Annotated in this window: 27 protein-coding genes and 1 tRNA gene; 21 read left to right on the forward strand and 7 right to left on the reverse strand. The window is 71.4% G+C overall.

Going from position 1 to position 25,228, the window contains the following annotated elements; genetic code table 11:
* Positions 1–68: 68 nt before the first annotated feature.
* The 7 genes from clpS (at position 69) to AB0C76_RS06330 (ending at position 4,919) form a co-directional block, all read left to right on the forward strand.
* Positions 69–362, forward strand: coding sequence for an ATP-dependent Clp protease adapter ClpS (gene clpS, locus AB0C76_RS06300; RefSeq protein ID WP_359960465.1), 294 nt, complete (start codon positions 69–71; stop codon positions 360–362).
* Positions 363–454: 92 nt separating this feature from the next.
* A complete protein-coding gene (locus AB0C76_RS06305; RefSeq protein ID WP_359960468.1) occupies positions 455–1,027 on the forward strand; it encodes a DUF2017 domain-containing protein in 573 nt (190 codons plus the stop codon).
* 224 nt (positions 1,028–1,251) lie between these two features.
* Complete coding sequence (locus tag AB0C76_RS06310) at positions 1,252–2,706, forward strand: amino acid permease (RefSeq protein WP_359960470.1); 1,455 nt, start codon at positions 1,252–1,254, stop codon at positions 2,704–2,706.
* A 68-nt stretch (positions 2,707–2,774) separates the two neighbouring features.
* The gene (locus AB0C76_RS06315) at positions 2,775–3,206 is read left to right on the forward strand and encodes a M67 family metallopeptidase (protein WP_359960473.1); all 432 of its coding nucleotides are present in this window, start codon (positions 2,775–2,777) and stop codon (positions 3,204–3,206) included.
* Positions 3,207–3,356: 150 nt separating this feature from the next.
* Positions 3,357–3,476 (forward strand): putative leader peptide, encoded by a 120-nt coding sequence (locus tag AB0C76_RS06320; RefSeq protein ID WP_327677307.1) that lies wholly within the window; start codon positions 3,357–3,359, stop codon positions 3,474–3,476.
* A 114-nt stretch (positions 3,477–3,590) separates the two neighbouring features.
* Positions 3,591–3,869 (forward strand): MoaD/ThiS family protein, encoded by a 279-nt coding sequence (locus AB0C76_RS06325; RefSeq protein ID WP_218200404.1) that lies wholly within the window; start codon positions 3,591–3,593, stop codon positions 3,867–3,869.
* Between the two features lie 81 nt (positions 3,870–3,950).
* Positions 3,951–4,919, forward strand: a complete 969-nt coding sequence (locus AB0C76_RS06330) for a cysteine synthase (protein ID WP_359960476.1) — start codon at positions 3,951–3,953, stop codon at positions 4,917–4,919.
* Positions 4,920–4,935: 16 nt separating this feature from the next.
* Here AB0C76_RS06330 and AB0C76_RS06335 read toward each other — a convergent pair whose 3' ends face one another.
* Positions 4,936–5,430, reverse strand: coding sequence for a type II toxin-antitoxin system PemK/MazF family toxin (locus AB0C76_RS06335; RefSeq protein ID WP_359960478.1), 495 nt, complete (start codon positions 5,428–5,430; stop codon positions 4,936–4,938).
* 187 nt (positions 5,431–5,617) lie between these two features.
* On the opposite strand from AB0C76_RS06335, the gene AB0C76_RS06340 reads away from it, so the two are divergent.
* Together AB0C76_RS06340 and AB0C76_RS06345 are read left to right on the forward strand one after the other, a co-directional pair.
* Positions 5,618–5,806, forward strand: a complete 189-nt coding sequence (locus AB0C76_RS06340; protein WP_359960732.1) for a MerR family transcriptional regulator — start codon at positions 5,618–5,620, stop codon at positions 5,804–5,806.
* A gap of 219 nt (positions 5,807–6,025) precedes the next feature.
* Positions 6,026–6,772 carry an MBL fold metallo-hydrolase gene (locus AB0C76_RS06345; protein ID WP_359960481.1) on the forward strand — a complete coding sequence of 249 codons (747 nt, stop codon included), beginning with the start codon at positions 6,026–6,028 and terminating at the stop codon, positions 6,770–6,772.
* Positions 6,773–7,022: 250 nt separating this feature from the next.
* Here the strand turns inward: AB0C76_RS06345 and AB0C76_RS06350 are convergent, their stop codons facing one another.
* Both AB0C76_RS06350 and AB0C76_RS06355 read right to left on the reverse strand, forming a co-directional pair.
* Positions 7,023–8,300: a PTS transporter subunit EIIC gene (locus AB0C76_RS06350; RefSeq protein ID WP_359960484.1), complete on the reverse strand. Its 1,278-nt coding sequence runs from the start codon at positions 8,298–8,300 to the stop codon at positions 7,023–7,025.
* A 534-nt stretch (positions 8,301–8,834) separates the two neighbouring features.
* Positions 8,835–10,124 (reverse strand): PTS transporter subunit EIIC, encoded by a 1,290-nt coding sequence (locus AB0C76_RS06355; protein WP_359960487.1) that lies wholly within the window; start codon positions 10,122–10,124, stop codon positions 8,835–8,837.
* A 401-nt stretch (positions 10,125–10,525) separates the two neighbouring features.
* Here AB0C76_RS06355 and AB0C76_RS06360 point away from each other — a divergent pair, with 401 nt between their 5' ends.
* The 4 genes from AB0C76_RS06360 (at position 10,526) to rdgB (ending at position 12,796) form a co-directional block, all read left to right on the forward strand.
* Positions 10,526–10,759 (forward strand): PTS glucose/sucrose transporter subunit IIB, encoded by a 234-nt coding sequence (locus AB0C76_RS06360; protein ID WP_359960490.1) that lies wholly within the window; start codon positions 10,526–10,528, stop codon positions 10,757–10,759.
* Between the two features lie 139 nt (positions 10,760–10,898).
* Positions 10,899–11,624, forward strand: a complete 726-nt coding sequence (gene rph / locus AB0C76_RS06365; protein WP_359960492.1) for a ribonuclease PH — start codon at positions 10,899–10,901, stop codon at positions 11,622–11,624.
* 142 nt (positions 11,625–11,766) lie between these two features.
* Entirely contained in the window at positions 11,767–12,159 is a 393-nt protein-coding gene (locus AB0C76_RS06370) for a hypothetical protein (protein WP_359960495.1), read from the forward strand.
* Between the two features lie 31 nt (positions 12,160–12,190).
* Positions 12,191–12,796 carry an RdgB/HAM1 family non-canonical purine NTP pyrophosphatase gene (gene rdgB, locus AB0C76_RS06375; protein ID WP_359960498.1) on the forward strand — a complete coding sequence of 202 codons (606 nt, stop codon included), beginning with the start codon at positions 12,191–12,193 and terminating at the stop codon, positions 12,794–12,796.
* Between the two features lie 67 nt (positions 12,797–12,863).
* Here the strand turns inward: rdgB and AB0C76_RS06380 are convergent.
* Both AB0C76_RS06380 and AB0C76_RS06385 read right to left on the reverse strand, forming a co-directional pair.
* Positions 12,864–12,949, reverse strand: a tRNA-Leu gene (locus AB0C76_RS06380).
* Between the two features lie 7 nt (positions 12,950–12,956).
* On the reverse strand, positions 12,957–13,823 hold the full coding sequence (locus AB0C76_RS06385; protein ID WP_359960501.1) for an HNH endonuclease signature motif containing protein: 867 nt from the start codon (positions 13,821–13,823) through the stop codon (positions 12,957–12,959).
* Positions 13,824–14,095: 272 nt separating this feature from the next.
* On the opposite strand from AB0C76_RS06385, the gene AB0C76_RS06390 reads away from it, so the two are divergent.
* The gene (locus tag AB0C76_RS06390; protein ID WP_359960503.1) at positions 14,096–16,570 is read left to right on the forward strand and encodes a glycosyl hydrolase family 18 protein; all 2,475 of its coding nucleotides are present in this window, start codon (positions 14,096–14,098) and stop codon (positions 16,568–16,570) included.
* A 79-nt stretch (positions 16,571–16,649) separates the two neighbouring features.
* Here AB0C76_RS06390 and bcp read toward each other — a convergent pair whose 3' ends face one another.
* Positions 16,650–17,123 (reverse strand): thioredoxin-dependent thiol peroxidase, encoded by a 474-nt coding sequence (gene bcp, locus AB0C76_RS06395; protein ID WP_359960506.1) that lies wholly within the window; start codon positions 17,121–17,123, stop codon positions 16,650–16,652.
* 146 nt (positions 17,124–17,269) lie between these two features.
* Between bcp and AB0C76_RS06400 the strand changes: the two genes are divergently transcribed.
* The 4 genes from AB0C76_RS06400 (at position 17,270) to AB0C76_RS06415 (ending at position 19,674) form a co-directional block, all read left to right on the forward strand.
* A complete protein-coding gene (locus AB0C76_RS06400) occupies positions 17,270–17,611 on the forward strand; it encodes a DUF3618 domain-containing protein (RefSeq protein ID WP_359960509.1) in 342 nt (113 codons plus the stop codon).
* 182 nt (positions 17,612–17,793) lie between these two features.
* A complete protein-coding gene (locus AB0C76_RS06405; RefSeq protein ID WP_329929219.1) occupies positions 17,794–18,096 on the forward strand; it encodes a co-chaperone GroES in 303 nt (100 codons plus the stop codon).
* A 41-nt stretch (positions 18,097–18,137) separates the two neighbouring features.
* A complete protein-coding gene (locus AB0C76_RS06410) occupies positions 18,138–18,449 on the forward strand; it encodes a hypothetical protein (protein WP_359960512.1) in 312 nt (103 codons plus the stop codon).
* 46 nt (positions 18,450–18,495) lie between these two features.
* On the forward strand, positions 18,496–19,674 hold the full coding sequence (locus AB0C76_RS06415; protein WP_359960515.1) for a winged helix DNA-binding domain-containing protein: 1,179 nt from the start codon (positions 18,496–18,498) through the stop codon (positions 19,672–19,674).
* Between the two features lie 52 nt (positions 19,675–19,726).
* On the opposite strand, the gene AB0C76_RS06420 is transcribed toward AB0C76_RS06415, so the two are convergent.
* The gene (locus AB0C76_RS06420) at positions 19,727–22,063 is read right to left on the reverse strand and encodes a transglycosylase domain-containing protein (protein ID WP_359960518.1); all 2,337 of its coding nucleotides are present in this window, start codon (positions 22,061–22,063) and stop codon (positions 19,727–19,729) included.
* A gap of 322 nt (positions 22,064–22,385) precedes the next feature.
* Between AB0C76_RS06420 and AB0C76_RS06425 the strand changes: the two genes are divergently transcribed.
* Genes AB0C76_RS06425 through AB0C76_RS06435 form a run of 3 tightly spaced genes read left to right on the forward strand, consistent with a single transcriptional unit; the run spans position 22,386 to position 25,041 of the window.
* Positions 22,386–23,198, forward strand: a complete 813-nt coding sequence (locus AB0C76_RS06425; RefSeq protein WP_359960521.1) for an ABC-2 family transporter protein — start codon at positions 22,386–22,388, stop codon at positions 23,196–23,198.
* The gene (locus tag AB0C76_RS06430) at positions 23,191–24,054 is read left to right on the forward strand and encodes an ABC-2 family transporter protein (RefSeq protein WP_359960524.1); all 864 of its coding nucleotides are present in this window, start codon (positions 23,191–23,193) and stop codon (positions 24,052–24,054) included. The genes AB0C76_RS06425 and AB0C76_RS06430 overlap by 8 nt, the downstream gene beginning before the upstream one ends.
* Positions 24,055–24,081: 27 nt before the next feature.
* Complete coding sequence (locus AB0C76_RS06435) at positions 24,082–25,041, forward strand: ATP-binding cassette domain-containing protein (protein WP_359960526.1); 960 nt, start codon at positions 24,082–24,084, stop codon at positions 25,039–25,041.
* Positions 25,042–25,228 lie beyond the last annotated feature (187 nt).

A 25,228-nucleotide genomic window follows, 5' to 3' on the forward strand; every position in this document is an offset into this window, starting at 1 on the left:
TGGCAGCATGGGCACTGGAAGCGCATGGACGTCGAGCGCGGGAAACGCGCAGCGAGGAGGACCCGGCGGTGAGTGTCGCGCCCGCGGAGATCGAGCGCCCGGAGGTCGAAGGACTGCCGGTGACGGAGCCCGACACCCCCTGGGTGACCATCGTGCACAACGACCCGGTCAACCTGATGAGCTACGTCCAGTACGTTTTCCAGGCCTACTTCGGGTACCCGAAGGACAAGGCGCGGAAGCTGATGATGGACGTCCACACCAAGGGCCGGGCGGTCGTCTCCAGCGGGTCCCGCGAGGAGATGGAGCGCGACGTCCAGGCGATGCACGGCTACGGCCTCTGGGCCACGCTGCAGCACGACTGACCTCAAGGGCTCCGGCGGTTCCCTGCTGTGCGGCCGGCGTGCGGCCGATGTGCGAACGACGAGTGACGACGAAGACGGGCTGACCGATACAGATGGCTGGGTTGTTCGAGAGCACCGGTGGCGGGAGCGCGGCGATCGCGCTGGACGAGGTCGAGGCCTCCATCCTGCGCTCGCTGGAAGTGCAGATGCTGGAGCTGATCGGCCCCGGCCCCGGCGGGGAGGGCGCCGACCCGCTGGCGGCGCTGTTCGCCGAGGGGCCGACCGAGGCTCCCACCGACCCGGCGCTGGCCCGGCTCTTCCCGGACGCCTACGGGGATCCGGCGAAGCCGGCGGACGCGGAGGCCGAGGCGGCCGCCGCGGAGTTCCGCCGCTACACGGAGCTCGACCTGCGGGCCCGCAAGCGTGACGACGCGCTGCTCGTCGTCCGGTCGCTGGACGGCCTCGGCGGCGGTGGCGTGCTCAAGCTGCCCGCCCCGGACTGCCTGCGCTGGCTGGGTGCGCTCAACGACCTGCGGCTGACGCTGGGCGCCCGGCTGGAGGTGACCGAGGAGGACGAGCAGGGCCTCTACGAGCTGCCGGACGGCGACGAGCGCAAGCCGCTGGTGATGGCCTACCTGTGGCTGGGCGCGCTCCAGGAGTCGCTGCTGGAGGCGATCGCGGACTGAGGTCCTTGTGTCGCCCCGGTCGTCCGCCTGCGGTCGATCGTGCCTGATCGCGTGGGTGCCCCGGTTGATTTGTCCAGGATGTGGACGATCGGCCGGGGCATTGCCGTGCAAATCGGGCAAAACATGCCAGGTCATGCTCAAATATCGCTCAGATGAACACCGCTCTCCGAACCCTGCGTGGTACGACTTCTCCACCCCACGAGACCCACCCAGGACGGTGCACCATGGCCGAGCAGCAGTACGACCAAGTGGTCGACGCCACACCGGACGAGGAGGGCTACGAGCGGGGACTCGGCAGCCGCCAGATCCAGATGATCGCGATCGGCGGCGCCATCGGCACCGGCCTGTTCCTCGGCGCCGGGACGGCGATCTCCAAGTCCGGCCCGAGCCTGATCCTCTCCTACGCCGTCGCCGGCGTGGTGATCTTCGCGATCATGCGGGCCCTCGGCGAACTGCTCACCTACCGCCCGGTCTCCGGCAGCTTCGCCGAGTACGCGCGCGAGTTCCTCGGCCCCTTCGCCGGCTACGTGACCGGTTGGACGTACTGGCTGTTCTGGGTGGTCACCGGCATGGCGGAGACCACCGCCGCCGCGGTGTACGTGAAGTTCTGGGCGCCCGCCTTCCCGCAATGGGTCAGCGCGCTGTCCTTCCTCGTCATCCTCTACGCGGCCAACCTGATCTCGGTGAAGCTGTTCGGCGAGATCGAGTTCTGGTTCTCGATGGTCAAGGTCACCGCCATCATCGGCATGATCCTCATCGGCATCGGCGTGCTCACCCTCGGCTTCAGCAAGGCCGGTGACACCGCGTCGATCACCCACCTGTGGCAGGACGGCGGCTTCTTCCCCAAGGGCATCGGGGCCACGGTGATGACCCTGCAGATCGTCATGTTCGCCTACCTGGGCGTCGAACTCGTCGGCGTCACCGCGGGCGAGAGCGAGAACCCCGAGAAGACCCTGCCGCGCGCCATCAACACCCTGCCCTGGCGCATCGCGCTGTTCTACATCGGCGCCCTGGTGGTCATCCTCTCCCTCGTGCCGTGGACCGAGTTCCAGCCCGGCGTCAGCCCGTTCGTCGCCGCCTTCGGCAAGATCGGCATCCCCGCCGCGGCCGGCATCATCAACTTCGTCGTGCTCACCGCCGCGCTGTCCTCCTGCAACTCCGGCATGTACTCCACCGGCCGCATGCTGCGCGACCTCGCGTTGCGCGGACAGGCCCCCGGGCAGCTCACCAAGCTCAACTCCCGCCGCACGCCGGCCTTCGCGATCACCCTGTCCTGCATCCTGATGGGCGCCGGCGTGGTGCTCAACTACCTCGTCCCGGCACGGGCGTTCGAGTACATCACCTCCGTCGCCACGGTCTGCGGCCTGTGGACGTGGGCGATGATCCTGATCGCCCAGATCCGCTACCGCAAGGCCTGGCGGGCCGGCCACCTGCCGGCGCCCACCTTCAAGGCGCCCGGCGGCGCGTGGGTCAGCTGGGCCGCCCTCGCCTTCCTCGTCCTGGTCGTCATCCTGATCGGCTTCGACGAGGACAACCGGATCTCGCTGTACGTCTTCCCGGTCTGGGCCGTCGTGCTCGTGGTCGGCTATCAGGTGCTCAAGAGCCGCCGCCCCGAGGCCGTCCACGCCGTCGCGCACGACCACCTGCACGCCGCTGCCGGCGCCGACGAGACCCGCTGACCGCTCCCCGGACGCCCCGGCGACCGGTCACCTGCTGGGGGCCGCCGGGGCGTGGCTATCCTGACCGCATGCTGACCATCACCCGAGAACTGCGCGACCGGATCGTCGCCCACGCCCGCGCCGACCACCCGGACGAGGCCTGCGGCGTGGTCGCCGGACCGGCCGGCAGCGGCCGTCCCGAGCGGTTCGTCCCGATGCTCAACGCCGCCCGTTCTCCCACCTTCTACGAGTTCGACTCGGGCGACCTGCTCAAGCTCTACCGCGAGATGGACGACCGCGACGAGGAGCCCGTGATCGTCTACCACTCGCACACCGCGACCGAGGCCTACCCGTCGCGCACCGACGTGAGCTACGCCTCCGAGCCGTTCGCCCACTACGTCCTGGTCTCCACCGCCGAGGGCAACGGTCCCGAGGACGCCTACCAGTTCCGCTCGTTCCGCATCGTGGACGGCGAGATCACGGAGGAAGACGTCCAGGTCGTCGAGGCCTACCCGGTCTGACCCGCACCCGCCCGGGCACGGCCCGCCGACCGTCACCGGACGGGCGGCGGGCCGCCGTCATCGGCGGTGGGTCTCATCAGGGGGAACGAAAACATCCGGATCCCGAGACGGACGTGTCGGAGCGGGGCCGGGAATCTATACGATGAGCCCATGCGTTCCGTCGATGTGAGCACCCAGGCCCCGGGCACCCGCCTCGTGGCGCGCCTGCACGTCGACCTGTGCCGGCTCGCCAGTGCGATCTGTCCCGGCACGCCCGCGCGCTCGCGCTGAGCCGCCCACGCCCCACCGGGCCCGCCGCCGCAGGCCGTGCCGCGCCCCGGAACCCTCCGCCCCGCCGCGCCCGCTGCGGCCCACCCACCTCACGACTCGCACAGGAGCGCACCCATGGCCATCGAGGTCCGCATCCCGACCATCCTCCGCACCTACACCGACGGCGCCAAGGCCGTCGAGGGCACCGGCAGCAACCTCGGTGAGCTCTTCACCGACCTCGACGCCCGCCACCCGGGCATCGCCGCCCGCCTGCTGGAGGGCGGCGAGCTGCGCCGCTTCGTCAACGTCTACCTGAACGACGAGGACGTCCGCTTCCTGGAAGGCATCTCCACCGCCGTCGCCGACGGCGACAGCGTCACCATCCTGCCCGCCGTGGCCGGCGGCGCCCGCTGATCCCCGGCCCTCCCGGCCCGTCGCGCAGGCGGCCGGGAGGGCGCCCTTCCCGACCCTCACCGCCGTGGCCGGAGGCCTCCCTTGCGTTACGACAGTCCGCTCGAAGCCGTCGGCAACACCCCGCTGGTCCGCCTGCCGCGGCTGTCCGCCGCCGTTCCCGGCAACGCGGAGGGCCTCGTGACCCTCTGGGCCAAGCTGGAGGACCGCAACCCCACCGGCTCCATCAAGGACCGCCCGGCGCTGCACATGATCGAGCGGGCCGAGGCCGACGGCCGGCTCACCCCCGGCTGCACCATCCTCGAACCCACCAGCGGCAACACCGGCATCTCGCTCGCCATGGCCGCCAAGCTCAAGGGCTACCGGATGGTCTGCGTCATGCCGGAGAACACCAGCGAGGAACGGCGCGAACTGCTCCGCATGTGGGGCGCCGAGATCATCTCCTCCCCGGCCGCGGGCGGCTCCAACACCGCCGTCCGGATGGCCAAGGAGATCGCCGCCGAGCACCCCGACTGGGTGATGCTCTACCAGTACGGCAACCCCGACAACGCGGGCGCCCACTACGCCGGCACCGGCCCCGAGATCCTCGCCGACCTGCCGACCGTCACCCACTTCGTGGCCGGCCTCGGCACCACCGGCACCCTCATGGGCGTCGGCCGCTACCTGCGCGAGAAGGTCCCCGGCGTGCGGATCGTCGCCGCCGAACCGCGCTACGACGACCTCGTGTACGGGCTGCGCAACCTCGACGAGGGCTTCGTCCCCGAGCTGTACGACGCCGAGGTGCTCACCACCCGCTTCTCGGTCGGCTCCGCCGACGCCGTCCGGCGCACCCGCGAACTCCTCCAGCAGGAGGGCATCTTCGCGGGCGTCTCCACCGGCGCCATCCTGCACGCCGCGATCGGCGTCGGCCGCAAGGCCGCGGCGGCGGGGGAGCGGGCCGACGTGGTCTTCGTCGTCGCGGACGGCGGCTGGAAGTACCTGTCCACCGGGATCTACACGGCCGAGTCCACCGAGGCGGCCGTCGAGGCGCTGCAGGGCCAGCTCTGGGCGTAGGGCGCCTCCAGCGCTCCTAGTTGCTCTGCAGGGCCCGCTGGGCGCGGGCCCAGACCTGAGTGTCCACCGTGCCGGCCCGGCGGCGGAAGGCCGACAGCGGCACCCGGCGCAGTTCGTCGGTCTCCAGCCAGCTGGTCCGGCCCTGGCTGTCGCCCACCGAACCGGGCGGCAGCGGCAGCACCCCCGGGCGCTCGGCGTGGTGCTTGGTGGTGATCTTCACGACGGTCGCCGTCCGGCCGTCCACCCGCAGCACCAGGCACGGGCGGTCCTTCGAGCCGGGGCCGTCCTCGAACGGCACCTCGGCCCACCAGATCTCCTGCGGTGCCGGCCCGGAGCGGCGCGAGCCGGCCGGGCGCGGCCGGGGCCCGGCCGGGCCGGCGGGACGCGGGGCCGGGCGCGTCGCGGGCCGGGACGCCGGCCGGGACCGCCGCACCAGCGCCGACGCGACGGCCGCGAGGACGGCGACGCCCGCGACGGCCAGGACCACCCAGATACCAGTAGTGCCGTTCATGCGGCGAACCGTACCGGGCCGTGGTGAACCCCACCACTGTGAACGCTGTGACAGTTGAGTATTTGTCCGCGCGTTGCTCCCGGTTCGTCACGGATCGACCACCGCGCCCGATCTGTACCGGGCCGTCGGGCGAGGATCGGAAAGGCTGCGCTCACGAACGTCCGCCCCCGCCCCATCCGGAGGTGCCATCGTGAGTAAACAGCTGTGGTCGTACGCCGAGGTCGCGCACCACATCAACGTCCAGCCCGAGACCGTCCGCAACTACCGCCGCCACGGGCTGCTGCCCGAGCCGGACGTCATCGACGGCAGCGGCCACCCCCGCTGGTACCCCGAGACCATCCGCGCCTGGGCCCGCAAGCGCCCCGGCCACCGCTGATCCGACCGCCGCTGCGGCCCGGTTCCGCAGCCGAACCGCCGCCCCGCCCCGAGCCCCGGCGTTCTGGTGATTCCAGCCACAGCCCGGCACGGGGACGGGGGCAAAGTGCCGCTCCGCCCTTACTCTCGACAACGCGAACGCAGTGCTACCGGCCGGTTCTCCGGTCTGTCCTGCCTTTTTCCAGCAGCAGCCAGGACGTGTCGGGGCGGAGGGGCTCGGATGAAACTGACCGTGGTGGGGTGTTCGGGGAGCTTCCCGTCCGCCGAGTCCGCGTGCTCCAGCTACCTCGTCGAGGCCGACGGCTTCAAGGTCGTGCTCGACCTCGGCAACGGTGCGCTGGGCGCCCTGCAGAAGTACACCAGCCTGTACGACGTCGACGCCGTCCTGCTGAGCCACCTGCACGCGGACCACTGCGTCGACCTGTGCGCCTACTGGGTCGCCCGCAACTACCGCGCCGAGGGCTGCCCCGACCCGATGCCCGTCTACGGTCCGGCCGGCACCGCCGAGCGGCTCGCCCGCGCCTACGACATGCCGGAGAACCCGGGGATGAAGGAGGTCTTCGACTTCCGCACCCTCACCCCGGGCGTCTTCGATCTCGGCCCGTTCCGGATCGGGGTCGCCCAGGTCGCCCACCCGGTGGACGCGTTCGCCTTCCGGCTCGAACACGGCGGCCGGTCCCTGGTCTACTCCGGCGACACCGGCGAGAGCGCCGACCTCGTCGAACTCGCCCGGGACGCCGACCTCTTCCTCTGCGAGGCCGCCTACGTCGACGGCCGCGACACCTACCTCGGCGTCCACCTCAACGGCCGCGAGGCCGGCGAGCACGCGACCACCGCCCGCGCCCGCCGCCTCGTCCTCACCCACATCCCCCCGTGGACCGACGCCGAGCACAACCGCCGCGACGCCGCCGCCGCCTACCCCGGCCCCGTCGACCTCGCCCGCCCGGGCGCCGTCTACGAGATCTGACCGGGCCGGCGGGCGTCCGTCGGCCGCGCCGGCCGGGCAGCCGGCCTCCACAGGGCCCGGACGGTGATCACACCGTGCTGATCGCGGGTGGCGCCGCGCTGCTGGTCGGCGCCGGCGCCGGCACCCTCGTCCCGGTCCGTCGCCGCAGGACGCACTGACCGGGCTCGATCCGGGTGCGGGAACGACCCCGCCCCGCCGCTCACGTTGGTGGCGGCGGGGCGGGGTCGTTGCTGCGGGACGGTTGCGGGCCTCAGGCCTTGGTGACGTCCTCGATCTCGTCGTCGTCCTCGCGACCGGGGGTCTTGAGGTCGAACTTGGTGATCGCGAAGCGGAACAGGAAGTAGTACAGCGCCGCGAAAGCGAGGCCGATCGGGATGATCAGCCACGGCTCGGTGGCCTTGTTCCAGGCGAGCACGTAGTCGATCAGGCCGCCGGAGAAGGTGAAGCCGTCGTGCACGCCGAGCGCCCAGGTGACGGCCATCGACACGGCGGTGAGGAGCGCGTGGATGACGTACAGGGCCGGGGCGATGAAGACGAAGGCGAACTCGATCGGCTCGGTGACGCCGGTGACGAAGGAGGTCAGGGCCAGCGACATCATCATGCCGGTGACGGCCTTGCGGCGGTGCGGCTTGGCGGCGTGGGCGATGGCCAGCGCGGCGGCGGGCAGCGCGAACATCATGATCGGGTAGAAGCCCGACATGAACTGTCCGGCGGTCGGGTCGCCGGCGAAGAAGCGGGTCAGGTCGCCGTGGACGACGGTGCCGTCCGGCTTGGTGAAGTCGCCGGTCTGGAACCAGGCGAAGGAGTTCACGAACTGGTGCATGCCGACCGGCAGCAGACCGCGGTTGACCAGGCCGAAGGCGCCCGCACCGAGCGCCCCGGCGCCGATCAGGGTGTCGTTCATGCTCTTGATGGCGTCGCCGATCGGGCCCCAGGTCAGGGCGAAGAGCACGCCGACGGCGGTGCCGACGAAGGCCATGAGGATCGGCACCAGGCGGCGGCCGTTGAAGAAGCCCAGCCAGTCGACCAGCTTGGTGCGGTGGTACTTCTGCCACAGCACGGCGGCCAGCAGGCCGATCACGATGCCGCCGAGGACGCCCGGGTTCTGGTAGGTCGGGGCGACCCACTTGCCGTCGGCGATGTGGCCCTCGGCGATCGGGAACGCCGTCAGCACGTTCTTGTACACCAGGAAGCCGACCAGGGCGGCGAGCGCGGTCGAGCCGTCCGCCTTCTTCGCGAAGCCGATCGCGATGCCCACCGCGAACAGCAGCGGCAGGTTGTCGAAGACGCCGCTGCCGGCGGTGTTGAACACCGCGGCGACCTTGTCCCAGCCGAGGCCGTCCTTGCCGAACACGTCGTCCTGGCCGAGGCGCAGCAGCAGGCCGGCCGCGGGGAGAACGGCGATGGGCAGCTGGAGGCTGCGGCCGATCTTCTGCAGACCCTGGAGGAGGTTCTGGCCGAACTTCTTGGCGGGGCTTGGCGTGGCCGGAGCCGTGGCGGGCGCCGGTGCCTGCGCAGACTGACTCATGGGGGTGGCTTCCTAACGGCATGGCGGGTCGGTCGGGGGGACGGTGCACAGGGGGGCCGAACCGCGAACTGGTCTACACCACGTGTGGTGTAGACCAGTTTTGTAGCACGGGTGGGGAAGTGGTGGAACCCCGGAAAGCGGTGCTGCCGGGAAGCGCTATGAAATCGAAACCTACTTTCGGAAGGTCGATCATGATTACCCGCCGGGAGCGGGATTTTGGCTAATTGCGCAACAAAAAGCTCCGGCCCGGTCGGGGCGGGCCCCGGCGGCCGGTCCGGTGACGGTCCGGTGCCGGATCCGTGCCGACCCGGAGCCGGAGAGTGAACGAACGGCCACGGGGGCTCCGCGCGGGTGTGCTGCGACGTCCGTCACGACGGTCCGGCGCGGCGCGGCCGGACGGTCCCGCCGACGCGCCCGCGAACGCGTATCGGAATTGTTTTGCCGTCCGGGTATTCGGTCCTTTCCCGATAAGCCGAAGGCCCCCGGACCGACGGGTCCGGAGGCCATTGCGGGTGACCGCGCGTGACGTGCGGTTCAGGCTTTCGTGACGTCCTCGACATCGGCCTCGTCCTCCCGCCCCGGCGTTTTCAGGTCGAACTTGACGATGATGAAGCGGAAGAGCGCGTAGTAGACCGCGGCGAAACAGAGACCGATGACGATGATCAGCCACGGCTTCCTGGCCAGCCCCCAGTTGATGACGTAGTCGATCAGGCCGGCCGAGAAGCTGAAGCCGTCGTGCACCCCGAGCCCCCAGGTGACGGCCATCGAGGCGCCGGTCAGCAGCGCGTGCACGCCGAACAGGGCAGGGGCGATGTAGGCGAAGGAGTACTCGACCGGCTCGGTGACGCCGGTGACGAAGGAGGTCAGGCCCACCGAGAGCATCAGGCCGTAGATTTCCTTGCGGCGGTGCGGCTTGGCCGAGTGCGCGATCGCGAGCGCGGCGGCGGGCAGCGCGAACATCATGATCGGGAAGAAGCCGGACTGGAATTGCCCGGCCGTCGGGTCGCCGGCCAGGAAGCGCGGAATGTCGCCGTGCACGATCGTGCCGTCCGGCTTGGTGAACTCGCCGAACTGGAACCAGACGAAGGTGTTCAGCAGCTGGTGCATGCCGATCAGCAGCAGCACGCGGTTGAAGACGCCGAAGATGCCGGCTCCGCCCGCGCCGAGGTCGACCATGTTCTGGCTGAAGTCGTTGAGCCCGCGGCCGATCGGCGGCCACACCCACAGTGCGACGACCGCGGTCAGCATGCCGACCAGCGCCGTGATCATCGGCACCAGGCGGCGGCCGTTGAAGAAGCCCAGCCAGTCGACCAGCTTGGTGCGGTGGTAGCGCACCCACAGCCACGCCGACATCAGGCCGATCAGGATGCCGCCCAGCACCCCGGGGTTCTGGTACGTCGCGGCCGCCGCCCGCGCCGAGCCGTAGTCCACGCACTGGTCGCTGACCAGCACGGTCGGCGGCTTGCAGTGCTCGGGGAAGGCGTGCAGGACCCGGTAGTAGACGAGGAAGCCCACCACGGCCGCGAGCGCCGTCGAACCGTCCGCCTTCTTCGCCATGCCGATCGCGACGCCGATGCAGAAGAGCATCGGCAGACCGAGCGAGGAGTCCAGCAGGGCGCCGCCGGCCGCGGCGAAGACCCTGGCGACCTTGTCCCAGCCGAGCCCGTCCGCACCGAAGACGTCGGGCTGCCCGAGGCGGTTCAGGATGCCCGCCGCCGGGAGCACCGCCACCGGGAGCTGGAGCGAACGGCCCATCTTCTGGAGGCCGCCGTAGAAGGTGTGCCACCGGGTGGTCCGCGGGGTCGTGGCGCCTGCCGAACTCATGCTTCGTCCTCCGGGAGCGGTTGCCGACCGTCGACCCCCTGCGGGAGGCTCGGGCGGGACCCAGGAACACCCGGGGTCCTTCCTGCGTTCATCGGAGTACACATATATTGGTGTAGACCACTGAAGGACGCCGGCCGCACGCCGGGATGGGAACCCCGCTGATCGTCATCCTCGGGCGAAGATCCGCGACGGTGCGCGCCGGACTGGGCCAAAAGTGGACTAACGTGGCGGACCGGACCGACCCGGGTGATGCTTGTCGCGCTGCCCAGCAGCACGACCACAGCTGAACCCGCGTCAGCCCCCGGCAGCGACCTCGCCGGCCCCCGGCCGGGTGGTACCAGCACAGCGCAGGACGGCGCCCGGCAGAGCAGCCGGCGGGCCGAGACAAAGGGAGAAATCAGATGGCCAGCAAGGCTGAGAAGATCGTCGCCGGTCTGGGCGGCATCGACAACATCGAAGAGGTCGAGGGCTGCATCACCCGCCTGCGCACCGAGGTCAAGGACGCCACCCTGGTCGACGAGGTCGCCCTGAAGGCCGCCGGCGCCCACGGCGTCGTCAAGATGGGCACCGCGATCCAGGTCGTCATCGGCACCGACGCCGACCCGATCGCCGCGGACATCGAGGACATGATGTGAGCTGAGCCACCCAGGCTCACCAGCGCCCGGCCCGCCCCCTCCCGGGATTCCCGGAAGGCCGGCGGGCCGAGGCGCATCCGGGACACCCCGCCCGAGGCGCATCCGGAACACCCCGCCCGAGCGGCTACGCTCGGTGCCTATGTCACGCATCGACGGCCGCACCCCCGACCAGCTCCGCCCCATCACCATCGAACGGGGCTGGAGCAAGCACGCCGAAGGCTCCGTCCTCATCTCCTACGGCGACACCAAGGTGCTGTGCACCGCCAGCGTCACCGAAGGCGTCCCGCGCTGGCGCAAGGGCAGCGGCGAGGGCTGGGTCACCGCCGAGTACTCCATGCTCCCGCGCGCCACCAACACCCGCGGCGACCGCGAGGCCGTCAAGGGCCGCATCGGCGGCCGCACCCACGAGATCAGCCGCCTGATCGGCCGCTCCCTGCGCGCCGTCGTCGACCACCGCGCCCTCGCCGAGAACACCATCGTCCTCGACTGCGACGTCCTCCAGGCCGACGGCGGCACCCGCACCGCCGCCATCACCGGCGCCTACGTCGCCCTCGTCGACGCCGTCGCCTGGGCCCGCGACCGCAAGCTCCTGCGTGCCAAGGGCCAGCCCATCACCGGCGGCGTCAGCGCCGTCAGCGTCGGCATCATCGACGGCGTCCCCATGCTCGACCTCCAGTACGAGGAGGACGTCCGCGCCGAGACCGACATGAACATCGTCTGCACCTCCGACGGCCGCTTCGTCGAGGTCCAGGGCACCGCCGAAGGCGCCCCCTTCGACCGCGCACTCCTCGACCGCCTCCTCGACCTCGGCACCCTCGGCTGCGCCGAGCTCGACGAGATCCAGCGCAAGGCCCTCGAAGGCTGAGCCCCGTTCGGGTACGTCAGCCTGTACACGCCGGGCCCGCAGCCCGTACGGTTCCCGCAGCACCCCGTTGCGGGAACCGTGCCCCGGCCGGGACGCGTCCTCCCGTACGGAACCCGCGCCCCCGCGCCCCCAGGAGGACCGGATGCCGTCCAGCATCGCCCGTCCCGCCGCCCTCGCCGTGGCAGGCCTGATCATCATCCTCCCGCTCAGCGCGGTCAGTTGCTCCGCCGCCCAGAAGGCCCTCGACTGCGGCTCCACCGCCGCCCGCGTCACCGCCGACATCGCCGACGTGACCAGCGCCTACGGCAGCACCAGCAACGACTCCGGTGCCGCCCAGGGCAAGGCCCTGCAGAAGCTGCGCACCGACCTCGACCAACTCGGCAGGAACTCCAAGAACACCGACGTCGTCAAGGCCGTCAACGACCTGCGCACCCAGGCCGACAAGGTCCAGCAGGCCGCCGACCGCAAGGAGGCGCCCGACCTCAAGCCGCTCGCCGATGCGGCCGGCAACCTCAGCTCCGTCTGCACCGGCTGACGGCCCGCCGACGACGGATAGGGTGGGCGATATGTCCACCCGATTGATCCTCGCCACCCGTAACCAGCACAAGGTCGCCGAACTCCGCGCCATCCTCGGCGAGGCCGGCCTGGACGTCGAACTCGTCGGCGCCGACGCCTACCCCGAGATCCCGGACGTCCCCGAGACCGGCGTCACCTTCGCCGAGAACGCCCTCCTCAAGGCCCACGCCCTCGCCCGCGCCACCGGCCTGCCCGCCGTCGCCGACGACTCCGGCCTGTGCGTCGACGTCCTCAACGGCGCCCCCGGCATCCTCTCCGCCCGCTGGGCCGGCAAGCACGGCGACGACCGCGCCAACCTCGAGCTGCTCCTCGCCCAGCTCTCCGACATCGCCGAACCCCACCGCGGCGCCCACTTCTTCTGCGCCGCCGCCCTCGCCCTCCCCGACGGCACCGAACGCGTCGTCGAGGGCCGCCTCCTCGGCACCCTGCGCACCGCCCCCTCCGGCGACGGCGGCTTCGGCTACGACCCGATCCTCCAGCCCCTCGGCGAGACCCGCACCTGCGCGGAGCTCACCGCGGACGAGAAGAACGCCATCAGCCACCGCGGCCACGCCTTCCGGGCCCTGGCCCCGGTGGTGAAGGAGCTGCTGGGCTGACGCAGAGTCACGGAACGGCGAAGGCCCGCCCCGAGATCACTTCGAGGCGGGCCTTCGAATCTAAGGCTGGTGCGGCCTGAGGGATTCGAACCCTCACGGGATTTCTCCCACGGGTACCTAAAACCCGCGCGGCTGCCGTTACGCCAAGGCCGCATAGCCTTCAGTCTAGGGCTTCGCGCCGGGGCGGAACACCGCGATTTCGCCGGGTGGTCTCCACCGCTTTCCTTCGCCGGCAATAGGTCGGAGTGATGGCGTGGCAGTTCGGGCAGAGCAGCCGGAGGTTCTCCGGCCTGTTGTCCGACCAGTCGCCATTGACGTGGTCGACCTCCAGGGTCATCGGGCGTCCGCGCCACTCGGGGCCGGTGCCGCAGTCTTCGCACAGCTCCGGTCGGCCGAGCTCGGCCAGCGCGCTGCGGATCCGCGAACCGGGAAGCCGCTTGGCTTCCGGAGGGCGTTGGACGAGGAGCTCGTCGGCGGGGATCCTGGTGGGCGCGTGCTTGCCGCGGCCGTGGGCTTGTCCGGTGAAGTGGGAGGTGTCGATTCCGAGCTCCTTGATTCGCCGTCCGATGTGGGCCTGGGTGCCCCCGGCCTGACGCCGGTGGAGGTGCCGCACGACCCCGGCCACGCTGTGCGATGCCGAGACGGCCTCCTGGAGAAGCTCCCGGGTGTAGACGGTTCCAGCTGGGCGGAAGTGCGAGGTGTCGACCCCGTACTCGGTGAGCTTGCGACGGAGGTACTTGCGGCGGTCGCGGTTCGGTTCTCGGCCGAGCGCGGCCAGCGCCTCGTCGAGCGTGGTCGAGGTAGCTGCGGCCTCGGCCAGCACTTTCCTCGAGTACTGCCGCTGCCTGTGGGCGCGGCAGCCCTGGTCGAAGTGCGTCGTGTCGATCTCGTGGTTCCTGAGTCGCTTGACCAGGTGGTTGCGCGTGCCGCGTGTCATCGGCGCGCCGAGCCTGTGCATCACCTCCTCGATGCTGCTCGACTCGGCGGCGAGTGAGGCGAGCAGTTCGCGGGTGTACTTGATCGGCATGGTTGTTCCCCCTTCGGGCTGGTGTGCGCCCGTCCCCCGGTATGCGAACGACCGAGTGGGGAGTTGGTTACGGCCTTTCGGGATGTTTGGGAGTTGTTTGCCAATTGGTACAGACCTATTGACCTGTCTGGTTCAGACCACATAGCTTCGGCGCCAATTGGAATCCCCCACGTGCGTGCTCCCCCACAGGCACGCGCCGACACTCTCTCCTGGAGGACCGAGTGTTGATCCGAAGCACGGCGGAGCGGCGTCCCACCGCAGGCGTCCGCCGTATGAGCGCCCGGGCCGGGTTCGCCGCGGTGGCCGCGGCCGGGCTGGCCGGGCTGTTGACGGCGACGCTGGGTGCGGCACCCTCGCAGGCGTCGGCGACCGTCGACAATTCGGCCTGTCGTCCCGACGGCATGTACCAGACGCCCGGGGTGGACGTCCCGTACTGCTCGGTGTACGACACCAGCGGTCGCGAGAAGATGGGCGCGGACCACCAGCGCCGCATCATCGGGTACTTCACGGGCTGGCGCACCGGCAAGAACGGCGACCAGCCGTACCTGGTGAGCGACGTCCCGTGGGACAAGGTGACCCACCTCAACTACGCGTTCGGGCACGTCGGCGGCGACAACAAGCTGTCCGTCGGCACGGACGGCCCGACCAACCCGGCCACCGGGACGGACTTCCCGGGCGTGCCGGCCGCGCAGCTGGACCCGACGCTGCCCTACAAGGGGCACTTCAACCTGCTGACGAAGTTCAAGAAGCAGTACCCGAACGTCAAGACCCTGATCTCGGTGGGCGGTTGGACCGAGACCGGCGGCTACTTCGACGACAGCGGTTCCCGGGTCAACACCGGCGGCTTCTACTCGCTGACCGTCAACCCGGACGGCAGTGTCAACCAGGCCGGCATCGACACGTTCGCCGCGTCGTCCGTGGACTTCATCCGCAAGTACGGCTTCAACGGCGTCGACATCGACTACGAGTACCCGACCTCGATGAAGGACGCCGGGAACCCGCTGGACTGGCAGCTCGCGAACGCCAAGCGCGGTTCGCTGGCCAAGGGTTACGCGGCGCTGATGAAGACGCTGCGCGAGAACCTGGACCGGGCCGGCGCCGCCGACGGCAGGCACTACCTGCTCTCGGTCGCGGCCCCGTCGTCCGGCTACCTGTTGCGCGGCATGGAGACGTTCCAGGTGGCGCAGTACCTGGACTACGTCAACATCATGTCGTACGACCTGCACGGCGCCTGGAACAAGTACGTCGGACCGAACGCCTCGCTCTACGACGACGGCAAGGACGCCGAGCTCGCGGTCGCCAACGTCTACGGCACCTCGCAGTACGGCGGCATCGGCTACCTCAACGCGGACTGGGCGTACCACTACTTCCGCGGCGCGATGCCGGGCGGCCGGATCAACGTCGGCCTGCCGTACTACACCCGCGGGTTCAAGAACGTCTCCGGCGGCACGAACGGCCTCTGGGGCACCGCCTCCGCGACGACCTGCCCGGCCGGTTCGGGGCTGACCTCGTGCGGTGACGGCGCGGTCGGCATCGACAACATCTGGAACGACAAGGACGACGCGGGCAAGGAGTCCCCGGCCGGGTCGAACCCGATGTGGCACGCGAAGAACCTGGAGAAGGGCATCCTGCCCGACTACCTCGCCAAGTACGGCGTGACGGACACCGCGCTGCAGGGCACCTACGCCCGCAACTACAGCGACAGCCTGGTCGCGCCCTGGCTGTGGAACGACACCAAGAAGGTGTTCCTCTCCACCGAGGACGAGCAGTCGGTGGGTGCGAAGGCGGACTACATCGTCAACCAGGGCGCCGGCGGCGCGATGATCTGGGAGCTCGCGGGCGACTACAAGTGGGACCCGGCGGCCAACGGCGGCAAGGGCGAGTACGTGCCCGGTTCGACGCTGACCTCGCTGATGTACGACAAGTTCAAGGCGGCGTCGCCGTACGGCGCGACCCGTTCGACGGTCGCGCTGCCGCAGCAGACCCTGCCGATCGACGTGTCGTTCACCGATTTCGCGCTGGGCGACTCCAACTACCCGATCAATCCGAAGATCCACATCGTCAACAACTCGACGGTGACCCTGCCGGGCGGCACGGAGTTCCAGTTCGACTACTCCAACTCGGCGCCGGGCAACGCCAAGGACCAGTCCGGCTTCGGCCTCCAGGTGATCCGGCAGGACAACCCGGGTCCGGGCAACGCCGGCGGTCTGAAGGGCACCTACAACCGGGTGTCGGTCAAGCTGCCCGGCTGGCAGTCGCTGGCTCCGGGCGCGTCGGTGGACATGGACTTCGTCTACTACCTGCCGGTGTCGACGCCGTCGAACTGGACGGTCAACGTGGGCGGGACGCTGTACGGGATCAAGGGCGACCTGACCCGGGGCGCGGTGGACGGGGGCGGCCAGACGCCGACTCCGACGCCGACTTCCACGCCCACGTCCACTCCGACCGCTACGGCGTCCCCGACGGCCACGCCGACCGCGACGCCCACCGCCACGCCGACGCCCACCGCCACGCCGACGGCGACCGCGACGCCCACCGCCACGCCGACGGCGACCGCGACGCCCACCGCCACGCCGACCGCGGGCGCCTGCACGGGCGCGCCGGGCTGGGACGCGGGCACCACCTACGCCTCGACCACCAAGGTGTCGTGGAAGGGCCACTACTACCAGAACAAGTGGTGGACCAAGGGCGACGACCCCACGGCCAGCGGCGCGTGGGGCGTCTGGAGCGACCTCGGCGCCTGCTGACGACAGCGGCCCGCCGGGGTGACGGACGGCGGTGGCGGTGCACCCGGTCGGGGGGTGTGCCGCCACCGCCTCCTCGTCCTCAGGCCTCGACCTCGAGGTCGCGCAGCAGCTTGGCGACGTGCCCGGTCGCCTTGACGTTGTAGAGGGCGTGCTCGACCTTGCCCTGCTCGTCCACGATCACGGTGGAGCGGATGACGCCGGTGACGGTCTTGCCGTACAGCTTCTTCTCGCCGAACGCGCCGTAGGCCGTCAGCACCTCCTTGTCCGGGTCGGACAGCAGGGTGACCTTGAGGTCCTCGGTCTCGCGGAACTTGCCGAGCTTCTCCGGCTTGTCCGGCGAGATGCCGATGACGTCGTAGCCGGCGCCCGCGAAGGCCTCCAGGTTGTCGGTGAAGTCGCAGGCCTGCTTGGTGCAGCCGGGGGTGAGCGCGGCCGGGTAGAAGTAGACGATCACCTTGCGGCCGAGGTGGTCGGCCAGCGAGACCTGCTTGCCGTCGGCGTCGGGCAGGGTGAAGGCGGGCGCGTTGTCGCCGGGCTGGAGACGCTCACTCACGGTCTGACTCTCCTGTTGCGTGGACGGGGTCGTACCACGGCAAACTTACCTCCGATGGTGGGTGGGGCCGCGCGGCGCTGCCCGGCAGCTGACAGACTGGGTCAGTCGCACAGGACAGCATCAGTGAAGTGAATGGGGTGGCCCGAGTGGGCGAGGCGAGCACGCAGGACAAGTCGGCGCGGACGACCGCCCAGATCGAGGCGGACATCGCCCGGACCCGCACCAAGCTGGCGGAGACCCTCGACGAGCTCGCCATGCGCGTCCACCCGACGACGATCAGCGCCCAGGTGAAGGCCAAGGCCGTCGCCGCGGTCGAGGAGAAGACGGCCCGGGCCTACGTGGCGGCCAACGGCGCGGCGGAGAAGCTGCGGGCGCAGTTCGTGGACGAGAAGGGGCAGCCGCGCAAGGAGCGGATCGTTCCGGTGGCGCTGGTCGGCGTGGGCGTGGTGCTGCTGCTGGCCTCGGCGCGGAAGCGCCGCAAGGGCTGACCGGAGTTCGTCGACGGGCCGGGCGCGGCTGAGCGCCCGGCCTTTCGCATGCCGGGTCAGCGTCACGCCGTCCGCCCTGGGGCGGTACCTTCGGGATCGTGAGTACGAACGACGAACCGACCACCAAGACGGCCCTCGACGCGCCCCGGCACGACCGCCTGGGCGAGAAGCTCCCGATCAGGATGCTGCACGACCGCGTCCTGGTGAAGCTCGACAGCGGTGAGGGCGAACGCCACTCCACCGGCGGGATCATCATCCCGGCCACCGCGGAGCTGTCGAAGCGGTGCGCCTGGGCGGAGGCCGTCGCGGTGGGTCAGAGCGTGCGCGCGGTGGAGCCGGGTGACCGCGTCCTGTACGACCCGGAGGACAAGCTGGAGGTGGAGGTCCGCGGCGCCACGTACGTGCTGCTGCGCGAGCGGGACCTGCACGCCGTCGCGGCGATGCGCTTCGGCGACACCGAGGGATCTACGGGCCTCTACCTGTGAGGCTTCCGAGACTCTGGAGGCGTCCGGGGAGGCGTCCGGCCGTGGTGCGCCTTCGCTACTTCTTCGAGGCGGGCGTCGACGTGCCGTTGTGGCCCGACGACGTCGACAGCCCGTACGGGCACCCGATCGAGCTCGACCGGCTGCCGATCGGCGCGGCGCTCGCGGCGGAGCTGGGCGGGTTGTCCGACTGGTTCCAGTCCTCGATCGACTGGGACTACCCGCCGGACCCTTCGCCGTGGCCGGAGGAGGAGAAGGCGCGTTTCAACGCCCGCGCCCGGGCGGCCCTGGACGCGCTGCGCCGGGAGCTCGGTGCGGGCTGGGAGGTCGAGGACCGGTTCCGGCCGGTGGACTGACGCGTCCCGGCCGCGGATTGTCGGTGCCGGGCGGTACGGTCCGGGCATGACGACGCGTGTGCCGGTGATCGGGGACGACGAGCGGCGGGCCCGGGTGGGGTGGCGGCACCTGCTGGCGCCGTCCGCCCGCGTGGCGTGGGTGGAGGAGGCGGCGGACGCGGTCGTCGGGCTGCACGCGACGGACGCCGCGACGGTGTACCTGTCGGCGTGCGCCCGGTTGCTGGAGCCGTCGGCGGCCGAGGTGGAGCGGGCGCTCTACGAGGACGTCTCGCTGGTGAAGCTGCTGTCGATGCGGCGGACGATGTTCGCCGTGACGGAGGAGTTCGCGCCGTACGTGAGCTCGTCGACGGCGCGGGCGATCGCCGCGAAGGAGCGGGCGACGCTGCTGAAGCACCTGCGGGACCACGCGGAGGGCTGGGACGAGGCCCGCCTGGCGGCGGCTGAGCGCGCGGTGCTGGCCGCGCTGGCCCGTCGCGGCGAGGCGACGACGCAGCAACTCGGCGAGGACGTGCCGGAGTTGCGCGAGCAGATGCTGAGGTCGGCGGGCAAGCCGTACGAGGCCAGGCAGAGCGTCGGCAGCCGGTTGCTGCGGCTGCTGGCGGCGGACGGGCACGTGCGGCGCGGCCGTCCGCGCGGGTCGTGGCTGAGCAGCAGCTACCCGTGGGCGCCGGTGCCGCAGTGGCCGGACGTGCCGGTGCGGGAGGCGAAGGCGGAGGTGGCGCGCCGCTGGTTGGCCTCGTACGGGCCGGCCACGGTCGAGGACGTGAAGTGGTGGACGGGCTGGACGCTGGGGGACACCCGCAGGGCGCTGGCGGACGTCGGTGCCGAGGAGGTGGAGCTGTCCGGCGGGGTGCCCGCACTGGTCCTGCCGGGGGACGCGGAGCCGGTGGGCGGGCCGGAGCCGTGGGCGGCGCTGTTGCCGGGGCTGGATCCGACGGTGATGGGCTGGCGCGGGCGGGACTGGTACCTGCGGCCGGAGGACGTCCCGGCGTTGTTCGACCGGGCGGGCAACGCGGGTCCGACGGTGTGGTGGTGCGGCCGGGTGGTCGGCGGCTGGGCGCAGCGTGCCGACGGCGAGCTGGTGTGGCGGTTGTTCGGGGACGTCGGGGCGGAGGCGGAGGCGGCGATCGCGGGGGAGGCGGCGCGGTTGGCCGGCTGGCTGGGGGAGGTGCGGGTGACGCCGCGGTTCCGGACGCCGTTGGAGCGGGAGTTGGTGGCGGGGTAGTCGGCCCCGCCTTAAGGGGCGCGCGCTGATCGGCACGCGCCCCTATCAGGCCCTACGGCGCCGCCGGCTGTGTGGCCGCGCCCGTGGGCGGCGCGGTGGCGGAGGCCGGGGGCGTGGGCTTGGGCTGGTGCGTCTGGCTGGGGCGGGGGGTGGCGCTCGGCTGGTCCTGGGTGGGGGTCGGGGCGGGCGCCTGCGGGCTGGGGGCGGCGGGGCCGGGTGTCGGCTCGCCGGCGGTGGCCGTGGGCCGGGCCGGGGCGGCGGTGGCGGTCGGTGTGGGCGCGGCGCCGGGGGGCGTGGCGCCGGGGGTGGGGGTGGTGCCGGCACTGGGCGTGGCGCTCGCGGGGGCGCTGCTGGTGGGCCAGTTGTACTGGCTGCCGCCGTTGCCGCGTCCGGTCTGGAGGTCGAAGTGCTTGACCTCGGTGCCGTCGAGGGCGTCGGTCATGTAGGCGGTCCAGATCTTGGTGGGGAAGGTGCCGCCGTTGATCCGGGTGAGGCCGGCGGTGCCGGCCAGCGGCTCCTTGGCGTGGGTCTTCGGGTTCTCCCGGAACAGGCCGACGGTGGTGGTGAGTTGGGGGGTGAACCCGGCGAACCAGGCGGAGAGGTTGGAGTCGGTGGTGCCGGTCTTGCCGGCGGCGGGCCGGCCGAGGTCGAGGGCGGCGGCGCCGGTGCCGCGGGTGACGACGTCGCGCAGGACGTCGGTGACGGTGTCGGCGGTCTGCCGGTCGAGGGCGTCGGTGGCGGCGTGGTCCGGCATCTTGGGTACGTCGATGGAGCCGGAGCCGGAGTTGAGGCGTTCGAGTTTGAGTACGGACCACGGGGTGTGCGCCTGGCCGTGGTTGGCGAGGGCGGCGTAGACGCCGGCGAGGTCGAGGGCGCTGGGGGTGGCGGTGCCGAGGGTCATCGAGGTGTTGGACGGGTCCATGCCGGGGACGTTGTCGGGGATGCCGAGCTTGACGGCGGTGTCGCGGACGCGGGCGAGTCCGGCGTCGACGCCCTCCTGCGCGTACACGGAGTTGACGGACTTCACCATGGCGTAGCGCAGCGTGATGTTGCCGTAGTCGATGTCGTCCTCGTTGGGCGGCGCGTACGGGGTGGGGCCGCCGGTGACGTGGCGTTCGCTGGTGCCGTCGTAGCGGGTGTCGGGGGTGATCGGGTGGCCGTCGGGGGCGTGCTGGGCGACGAGGCCGGCGGCGAGGTCGATGGGCTTGAAGGTGGAGCCGATCTGGTTGTCCTGGCGCAGCGCGTCGTTGTAGGGCTGTTTGGCGTAGTCGGGTCCGCCGTAGACGGCGACGACGCGGCCGGTGGCGGGTTCGACGGAGGCGCCGGCGACGCGGACGTCGGTGTCGGTGGTGGGCCGGGCCTTGGGGTCGAGTTCGTCGGTGAGTTCCTGCTGGACGGCCTTGGTGAAGGCGTCCTGCTTGGGCTTGTCGAAGGTGGTGGTGATGCGCCAGCCGCCGGCCTTGAGGGTGGCGGCGTCGATGATGCCGGCGGAGGTGAGGTAGTCGTCGGCGACGCCGACGAGGTAGCCGGCCTGTCCGGAGAGTCCGGTGGTGGGCTGGGGGTCGATGGGTTCGGGGAAGGTCTCGGCGGCGCGGTCGGCGGCGCTGAGGAAGCCGAGCTGGACCATGCCGTCGAGGGTGTAGTTCCAGCGGGCGATGGCCTTGTCGCGGTTGGCGGGCTTGGCGGTCTTGACGTCGTAGGAGCTGGGGGCCTGGAGGAGTGCGGCGAGGTAGGCGCCCTGGGCGAGGGTGAGTTCGGAGACGTCGGTGCCGTAGTAGGCGTGGGCGGCGCTCTGGATGCCGTAGGCGCCGCGGCCGAAGTAGCTGCTGTTGAGGTAGCCGGCCAGGATCTCGTTCTTGTCGCGCTGCTGGTCGACCTTGAGGGCGATGAACAGTTCGCGGCCCTTGCGGGCGATGGTCTGGTCCTGGGTCAGGTAGTAGTTCTTGACGTACTGCTGGGTGATGGTGGAGCCGCCTTGCGTGCCCTTGCCGGTCAGGGTGTTCCAGCCGGCGCGGAGCATGCCCTTCAGGTCGATGCCGCGGTTCTGGTAGAAGGTGCGGTCCTCGGCGGAGACGACGGCGTGCTGGGTTTCGAGGGGGATCTTGTCGATGGCGACGTCGGTGCGGTTGACGGCGCCGGTGCGGGCGATCTCGGTGGTGCCGTCGGAGTAGAGGTAGATGTTGTTCTGGGCGACGGCGTGGGCGTTGGGGTCGGGCACCGGGACGATGACGTAGAGCACGGCGAAGGCGGCGGCGGCGATCATCAGCAGGGTGACGACGGCGCCGAGGACGACTCGCCAGGTGGGCAGGAGTCGGCGCCAGAGCGGGAGGGCGCGGCGGGCCTGGCGTCGCAGGGCCCGTTTGGCCTGGCGGCGGGTGCTCACGGTCATGCCGAGATTATGTGCTATTTGACTGGCACTCAGGTGTCGTCGCCCTCTGGCGGGCGTGTGCTCGCGGCGAGTTCACCGGGTGCGGGGTGGCGGGAGCGGCGCGGGCGGGCGGGTGGACCCGGTGTGCGGGGGCCGGTGAAAACCGGGTGCGGGGCCCGGGGCCCGGCGGTACGGTGAAAGGTGCAAACCACATAGCGCACCCGGTTCTGGCAGCTCCGCCCGATCGGCCCGGTACCCCCGGGTCCGGCAGGTCGGAGCCACTGGGGCGTGCGCGGACGCCTGCGGGCCGTCCTGTGCCCGTAATTGTCGACAAGGAGACAATATGCCGAATGCGCCCGGGCTCTACGCCGCCGTCGCACGCGGATCCTTCCGCCGCTACTCCACCTACCGGGCCGCCACCCTGGCCGGCACCTTCACCAACACCGTCTTCGGCATCATCCTGGCCTCCTCCTTCCTCGCCCTCTGGCAGGCCCGGCCCAACCTCGGGGGCTACGACCAGAGCCAGGCCGTCACCTACATCTGGGTGAGCCAGTCCCTGCTGGTCACCGTCGCCGTGTGGGGCGGCGGCTTCCAGGACGACGTCCAGGACCGCTTCCGCAGCGGGGACATCGCCGTCGACCTCTACCGCCCGGTCGACTTCCAGGGCTGGTGGCTGGCCACCGACCTCGGCCGGGCCGCCTTCCAGCTGCTCGTCCGCGGCACCGTGCCCCTGCTGCTCGGCGCGCTGGTCTTCCGGATCCGGCTGCCCGAACACCCCCTGACCTGGGCGGTCTTCCTCCTCACGGTGCTGCTCGCGACCGTGGTCAGCTTCGGGCTGCGCTTCCTCGTCTCGATCACCGGCTTCTGGCTGCACGACTCGGAGGGGGTGCGCTCGGTGATGCTCGTCGTCTCGATGTTCTTCTCCGGGATGCTGCTGCCGATCGCGCTCTTCCCCGGTCCGCTCGGCACGCTCGCGCACGCCCTGCCGTGGGCGGCGCTGATCCAGGCGCCGACGGACGTCTTCCTGGAGCGCCGCACCGGCGCCGGCCTGCTCGGCCCGCTCGGCTTCCAGCTCGCCTGGGCCGTCGCGCTGCTCGCCGCCGGCCGCGCGGCCCAGCTGCTGGCGACCCGCCGGGTGGTGGTCCAGGGTGGCTGAGACCCTCGCCCCCGCCGGACCCCGGGTCGGCCGCACCGGCCTGACCGCCCGCACCGCGTGGGCCGTCCGCTCCTGGTGGATGTGCGCCTCGATGTGGATGCGCTCGACGATGGCCTACCGGGCGTCGTTCGCGCTGACCCTCGGCGCGAGCCTGGTCACGCACTCGCTCGACTTCGTCGTCCTGGTGCTGATGTTCCGGCACACCGATCAGCTCGGCGGCTGGACCCTGCCCGAGCTGGCCTTCCTCTACGCCACCGCGACCTTCTCGCTCGGCGTCGCGAACCTGCTGGTCGGCTCGGTCGACGGCCTCGGCCAGCGGATCGTCAACGGCACGCTGGACACCATGCTGATCCGGCCCGCCCCGGCCCTCGCCCAGCTGTGCGCCGAGCGCTTCTCGCTGCGCCGCCTCGGGCGCCCGGTCCAGGCCCTCGCCGTGCTGGTCTGGTCGCTGGCGGAGCTGCACGTGACGTGGACCTGGGACCGCGTCCTGCTGGTGCCCGTCCTGCTGGTGTGCGGCTGCGTCATCTTCGGCGCGATCTGGATCGGCACGGCGACCGTCCAGTTCTGGTGGGGCGAGGCCAAGGAGATCCAGAACTCCGTCACCTACGGCGGCGCCACGCTGCTCCACTACCCGCCGACGATCTTCGCGAAGGAACTGGTCGCCGGCGTCGTCTTCGGCGTCCCGCTGGCCTTCGTCAACTGGCTGCCCACGCTGCGCATCCTCGGCCGTCCCGACCCGCTGGGCCTGCCCACCGCGTTCCAGTTCGCCTCCCCGGTGGCCGCCGCGCTCTGCGTCGCCGCCGCCGGCCTCGCCTGGCGCGCCGGGCTGCGGGCGTACCGCGGCACCGGCAGCTGAACCCGACCGCTCCAGGAGGAACCGCCCATGGCACTGATCGAACTCGAAGACGTCCGCCGCACCTTCACCGTCCGGGCCCGCACCGGCCGGTTCAGCCGGGTGAAGCGCGAGGTGCGCGCGGTGGACGGGCTCACCTTCGCCGTCGAGGCCGGCGAGTGCGTCGGCTACATCGGCCCGAACGGCGCCGGCAAGTCGACCACCATCAAGATGCTCACCGGCATCCTCGTCCCCAGCGGCGGACGGCTGCGCGTCGCCGGGGTGGACCCGGCCCGCGAGCGCGTCGCGCTGGCCCGCCGGATCGGCGTGGTCTTCGGCCAGCGCACCACGCTCTGGTGGGACCTCCCGCTGCGCGACTCCTTCGAACTCGCCCGCCGGATCTACCGGATCCCCGATCCGAGGTACCGCGCGAACCTCGCCCGCTGCGTCGAACTCCTCGACCTGGCGGCACTGCTGGACACCCCCGTGCGCCAGCTCTCGCTCGGCCAGCGGATGCGCGGCGACCTCGCCGCCGCGCTCCTGCACGACCCGCAGGTGCTGTACCTGGACGAGCCGACCATCGGCCTGGACGTGGTCAGCAAGAGCAGGGTGCGCGAGTTCCTCCGCGAGGTGAACCGCGACCGCGGCACGACCGTCCTGCTCACCACCCACGACCTGACCGACATCGAGCAGCTCTGCGACCGGGTGATGGTCATCGACCACGGCCGGGTCGTCTACGACGGCGGGCTGGCCGGCCTGCACGAGGCGGGGGAGAGCGAGCGGACGCTGGTCGTCGACCTCGCCGAGGCCCGCCCGCCGATCGAGGTGCCCGGCACGCGGGTGGTCAGGGTCGAGGGCCCGCGGCAGTGGCTGGCCTTCCCCGCGAAGGAGAGCGCGGCGCCGCTCGTCGCGGCGGTGGCGGCGCGGTACCCGCTGGTGGACCTGTCGGTGCGCGAGCCGGCGATCGAGGACGTGATCGCGCGGATGTACGCGGAGGTCGCGATCGGCTGAGCCGGGGTGCTCGGGCGGTCCGGACCTCGGGGGGTGACAGTCGGAGCAACCGGTTGACCGCCGTCGCCCGTCCGGGGAGTCCCGTGACTCCCCGGCGGGTGCGCGGGTTGAGCCTGCGTCGACGTGCGCACCGCGCACCGCCTCGCGCACGGCGGACCGCACCGCACGGCCCACCCACAGCCCACCG

The organism is Kitasatospora sp. NPDC048722 (assembly GCF_040650235.1).
In the GTDB taxonomy this organism is placed as follows: Bacteria; Actinomycetota; Actinomycetes; order Streptomycetales; family Streptomycetaceae; genus Kitasatospora.

Coding starts and splice junctions, on each gene's coding strand:
- AB0C76_RS06390 (WP_359960503.1), top strand. CDS start 14,096: ATGAGCGCCCGGGCCGGGTTCGCCGCGGTGGCCGCGGCCGGGCTGGCC.
- rph (WP_359960492.1), top strand. CDS start 10,899: ATGTCACGCATCGACGGCCGCACCCCCGACCAGCTCCGCCCCATCACC.
- AB0C76_RS06335 (WP_359960478.1), bottom strand. CDS start 5,430: ATGAACGGCACTACTGGTATCTGGGTGGTCCTGGCCGTCGCGGGCGTC.
- AB0C76_RS06305 (WP_359960468.1), top strand. CDS start 455: ATGGCTGGGTTGTTCGAGAGCACCGGTGGCGGGAGCGCGGCGATCGCG.
- AB0C76_RS06385 (WP_359960501.1), bottom strand. CDS start 13,823: ATGCCGATCAAGTACACCCGCGAACTGCTCGCCTCACTCGCCGCCGAG.
- AB0C76_RS06420 (WP_359960518.1), bottom strand. CDS start 22,063: ATGACCGTGAGCACCCGCCGCCAGGCCAAACGGGCCCTGCGACGCCAG.
- AB0C76_RS06315 (WP_359960473.1), top strand. CDS start 2,775: ATGCTGACCATCACCCGAGAACTGCGCGACCGGATCGTCGCCCACGCC.
- AB0C76_RS06360 (WP_359960490.1), top strand. CDS start 10,526: ATGGCCAGCAAGGCTGAGAAGATCGTCGCCGGTCTGGGCGGCATCGAC.
- AB0C76_RS06325 (WP_218200404.1), top strand. CDS start 3,591: ATGGCCATCGAGGTCCGCATCCCGACCATCCTCCGCACCTACACCGAC.
- rdgB (WP_359960498.1), top strand. CDS start 12,191: ATGTCCACCCGATTGATCCTCGCCACCCGTAACCAGCACAAGGTCGCC.
- AB0C76_RS06435 (WP_359960526.1), top strand. CDS start 24,082: ATGGCACTGATCGAACTCGAAGACGTCCGCCGCACCTTCACCGTCCGG.
- AB0C76_RS06345 (WP_359960481.1), top strand. CDS start 6,026: ATGAAACTGACCGTGGTGGGGTGTTCGGGGAGCTTCCCGTCCGCCGAG.
- AB0C76_RS06355 (WP_359960487.1), bottom strand. CDS start 10,124: ATGAGTTCGGCAGGCGCCACGACCCCGCGGACCACCCGGTGGCACACC.
- AB0C76_RS06425 (WP_359960521.1), top strand. CDS start 22,386: ATGCCGAATGCGCCCGGGCTCTACGCCGCCGTCGCACGCGGATCCTTC.
- AB0C76_RS06310 (WP_359960470.1), top strand. CDS start 1,252: ATGGCCGAGCAGCAGTACGACCAAGTGGTCGACGCCACACCGGACGAG.
- AB0C76_RS06350 (WP_359960484.1), bottom strand. CDS start 8,300: ATGAGTCAGTCTGCGCAGGCACCGGCGCCCGCCACGGCTCCGGCCACG.
- AB0C76_RS06415 (WP_359960515.1), top strand. CDS start 18,496: ATGACGACGCGTGTGCCGGTGATCGGGGACGACGAGCGGCGGGCCCGG.
- AB0C76_RS06405 (WP_329929219.1), top strand. CDS start 17,794: ATGCTGCACGACCGCGTCCTGGTGAAGCTCGACAGCGGTGAGGGCGAA.
- AB0C76_RS06370 (WP_359960495.1), top strand. CDS start 11,767: ATGCCGTCCAGCATCGCCCGTCCCGCCGCCCTCGCCGTGGCAGGCCTG.
- AB0C76_RS06320 (WP_327677307.1), top strand. CDS start 3,357: ATGCGTTCCGTCGATGTGAGCACCCAGGCCCCGGGCACCCGCCTCGTG.